This window comes from Aquabacterium sp. UBA2148, from assembly GCF_002328915.1.
Classification (GTDB): domain Bacteria; phylum Pseudomonadota; class Gammaproteobacteria; order Burkholderiales; family Burkholderiaceae_C; genus Aquabacterium; species Aquabacterium parvum.
In genome coordinates this window covers 4,525-8,849 of record NZ_DCXA01000085.1, presented here as the reverse complement: position 1 = coordinate 8,849, position 4,325 = coordinate 4,525, and the positions used below count along the sequence as shown (strand labels likewise).

The window sequence follows — 4,325 nt, the reverse complement described above, 5'->3', positions numbered from 1 at the left end:
CAGTGGCTGGCGAAGGCGCGACTGCTGAACGCCGCGACTGGCAGCAAGCTGTCGGCCAACGTCAGCACGGGCGTGCAGGCGGACAACCTGGCGCCCAAGCGCAGCTTGGCCTTGCGTTCGTCAGGGCAAGCCGATAACGAAGACGGGCACCTGCACCTCAAGACCGGCTCGCAGCTTGACGTGGGCCCTCGCGGCAGCGTCACGCTGGCCGGTGGGCAGAAGCTCGAAGTGGACGGCGCCGTGCGTGCAGCGGGGGGCAGCATCACCACGCAGCTGACCGTTGGCTCCACCCTGACGGATGTGGACCTGCGGAACCAAGGTACTTACCGATTTGGCGCCGACGCCTTGCTGGACGTCTCCGGTACGACGGTGCTGTCGGCCACCAACACGGGTCAGCAAAGGTTTGGCGCGGTGCTTGACGGCGGCAGCATCCAGATCCTGGCGCCCAGCACCTTGATCGCGACCACACCTTTGGTGTTCGAGCGCGTTCAGGACGCGGGCGGCCAGGTGATCAAGCAGGCCACTTTGCTGGCCAATGGCTCGCAGGACACGATCGATGTCCGAACACAAAACAGCCAGGGGCAGGTGCGTGTTCAGCGCACCACCGTGGCGTCGAATGGCGGCAGCATCGCCATCAATGTGGGCGCTCAGGGGGCCGCGTTGGCGGGCAGCTACCAGGCCAAAGCAGGCGGCTCTGGTGCACAGGGGGGCACGCTCAGCATCGGCATCACCGACGGCGGCAGCACCAAGAGACCCCTGGCAACTATGGAGATCCAGCAAGCAGTGGCACCCAGTGGCTTCAAGGACGTGCTGGTCAGTGGCGTCAAGACCCAGGTCCTCGACACCGAAGGCAAGGTCGTGGTCTCGGCCGACATGGTCCAGGCAGGCGGCTTCGCCCACCTCAAGCTCAAGTCCAACGACGAGATTGCCACCGTGGGCAAGGTGAACCTGTCGGTGCAGGGCGACATGACGCTCGACTCGCCCGTCCTGGCTGCACGAGGAAACAGCCAGGCCGTGCTGGCCGCGGCAGGTCGCCTGGCGCGCACCAACACCGACCAGGTCATCGGCGCGCAGCGCGTGGCCACGGGTGGGCAGGGCAGCGTCACCCTCCGTGGTGCCGTGGTGGACCTGTCCGGTCACCAGGTGACCCAGGGCATCGACCAACTGACCCTGCAGGCGCGTGACGAGATCCGCTTTCACGCCATCAGCCAGTCGCGCAACACCGGCAGCCTGAACACCGGCGCCACCCAGGTCACGCTGGACGCCGACCAGGTCAACGTCGCCACGGCCACCGACTTCAGCGTGCAGCTCAGCGGCGTGGCCACCGATGGCAACCGCCTGACCATCACTGGCGGCAACCGCGCGGCACCGCAGCCGCTGTCCGCAGGTGGCAGCCTCACGCTGGCGGCCGACCACATCACGGTGGACGGCGTGGTGCGCGCTCCCTTCGGGCAGATCACGCTCAAGTCCAAGGACATCACCCTGACCGAGAACGCCGACCTGTCGGTCTCGGGCGCGGGCCTGTCGGTGCCTTATGGCACCACCACCGAAGCCGGCACCAATTGGCAGCTCAACGGCGTGGCCATCACCGCACCGCCCGCCAAGACGGTGACGTTCGACGCCGAAGGCGGCGAGCTGTCGGTTGAATCGGGTGCGAAGGTGGACCTGTCGGCCGGCGGCAACCTGCTGGCCTGGGAGTTCGTGCCAGGCCCAGGCGGCTCGTCCGACATCTTCCATGGCACCTACGAAAGCGGCACCTTTGCTGTGGTGCCCAGCGTCAAGGGCCTGGGTGGGGTGGATGCTGGCGTGCTGGCCGGATCGGGCTTGGACAGCAGCGTGCTCGACACCTCGGCCACGCGCACCATCACCTTTGGTGAAGGTGGCCCCATCCCGGCGGGCACCTACACCGTCCTGCCTGCACGTTATGCGCTGCTGGCTGGTGGTTACCTGGTGCGCCGCACCAGCACCACCACGCCTTTGAACTTCGGTGACGCCCTGACCCTGGCCACCGGCGCCGTGCGCGTGGGGGCCACCGTGGGGAGCACGGGCGGCGCCTTGTCTTCGACCCCGGCCACCTTCGAGGTGATCAACCGCGAGCAAGCCCTGCGCTTCAGCGAGATCAAGACCACCACCTTCGACGACCTGGTCAACGCCAAGGCCGCGCGGCAAGGCGTGGCGCCTGCTCGCCGGGCCGTGGACGCGGGCACCCTCAACATCGCCGCACAAAAGATCAACCTGGAGGGAGACCTCGCCTTCGATCGCCTGGCTGGCGGGCGTGGTGGCGAGCTCAACATCTCGTCCAGCAAGGTCCAGGTGGGTGGCGCCTTGAGCGACGCTCAGGTGGCCGCGAAAGACACGCTGTTGCTGAACGTGGCCCAGCTCAATCGCACCGGTGTGGACTCGCTGCTGGTCGGCGGCCTGCGTTCGAGCCAGGCTGCGGACGGCTCCAGGTTGATCGACGTGAAGGCCAAGGAGGTGACGTTGGCCAATGACGCCAGCAACCCGCTGGCCCTGAACGACGTCATCCTGGCGGGCACCTCGAAGGTGACGGTCAACGCCGGGGCGGCGCTGAGTGCGCCCGAAACCAACCAGGCCAGCTTCGTGGCCGAAGACAGCACGGCGCAAGGCAATGGCGCCCTGGTGCGCGTCAGCAGCGACGCCCAGGTGCAGACCCGTCGCGTCAGCACCGAAGGCGCGCTCATCGACCGATCGGCTGGTGACGTGAGCGTGGGCGCGGGCGCTGTGCTCAAGGGCGGCACCGTGGTGGTTGAAGGCACCCGCAGCACGGCCTTGGACAAAGCCAGCAGCCTGCAGGCAGACAGCCTGACGCTGGGCGCAGACCGCGTGGTGCTGGGCGACGCAGATGTGGCCACGACACCAGGGCAGGCTGCGCCGCTGCAAGTGGGCAGCGCCCTGCTGGCACAGCTCGCGCAGGTCGATCGCCTGACCCTGAGGGCCTTCGGGGGCGTTGAGCTGCAAAGCGGGCAGAGCCTGACCGTCCAGCAAGCGCTCACGCTGGACACGCCCGAGCTCAAACAGAGCAGTGGTTCGACCAACAGCGTGACCGCCGGCTCGCTCAGCCTGCGCAACACCAGCGGCGCGAAGGGCTCGGCTCAGGGTGGCACCGCCACGCTGAACCTGACGGCCACCGGCGCCGGCGGACAAGATGGCCACATCCACTTCGAAGATGGTGTCGTGGCCACGCAGGGTGCAGGCCAGGTGAACCTGGCTGCGGCCGGCAGCGTGGTGCTCAGCAGCCGCCGCGAGACCACGACGGTGACGTTGGCGGCCGACCCGGGCAATTACGCCGACGCCACCAGTGAATTCGTCAACAACGTGACGCTGAGCACCGTCAAGGCGACTTCGCGCGCCATCGCCTCCGGCCTGCAGGCCGACGCGGCGGTGAACCTGAGCGCTCAGTCGGTGACCACTGGCCACGGTGCCGCGGCGCAGATCAAGTCGGGCCAGGGCGCGCTGACCATCGAGCAGACAACCGCCGCCGGTCCGGTGGGCAAGGCCAGCGTGGGCATCGGTGGCCAGCTTGAGTTGGCCGGTGCTTCGCTGCGCCAGCAGGGCTTGCTCGAAGTCACCTCTGGTGCCATCAAGCTGGATGCCAGCACGGGCGACGTGACGTTCTCATCGGGCTCGCGCACCCTGGCCGACGGCAGCAGCTGGCAGGTCGATGGGGTGACGGTGCCCATCGCCGCCGGCCTGATCCAGGCCAAGGCCGCCCAAGGGGGCATCGACGTGCAAGCTGGCAGCCTGTTGAGCGCCTCGGCGCCATCGGCCCTTGCCGGCGCTGAAGCCGGCGACATCCGCCTGCTCGCGCCCAAGGGCGAGGTCAAGGTGGCGGGCGACATCCGCCTGCTGTCGGATGCCAGCCAGCGTGGCGGAGCCCTGCGCATCGACGCGCGCACCGCGCCTTCGCTCGATGGCCTGGTGGACCGGCTGAACGCTTCGGCGCAATCCGCCGCTGCGCAGGCTGGCGCAGCGGCTGCGCGTGCCAACGCATCTCGCGCCTTTGACCTTCAGCAGCGCGACGGCCAGGACATCACCCTGTCGGCTGGAAAAAAGTTGGTGGCCCAGGACGTGCGCCTCGTGGCAGACCGAGCTGCCGACGCCAGCTCGGGCGGTAACGTCAACATCCTGGGGCAAATCGATGCCTCCGGCGGCACTGGCGGTCGCATCTCGATCAGCGCCGCGGGTGACCTCGACATCGGCCAGGACAGCATCCCCGACGGACAGACCCGTGCTTCGCTCGATGTTTCTGCCAAGGGCGCTGGCCAATCGGGTGGTGACATCACCCTGGCCAGCCGCTCGGGCGC

The 4,325-nt window shown here is 68.3% G+C and carries 1 protein-coding gene; it reads left to right on the top strand.

The features are described 5' to 3' along the window. The coding region (locus B2W70_RS04495; RefSeq protein WP_286743286.1) for a beta strand repeat-containing protein at positions 1 to 4,325 on the top strand (4,325 nt) is incomplete at both ends.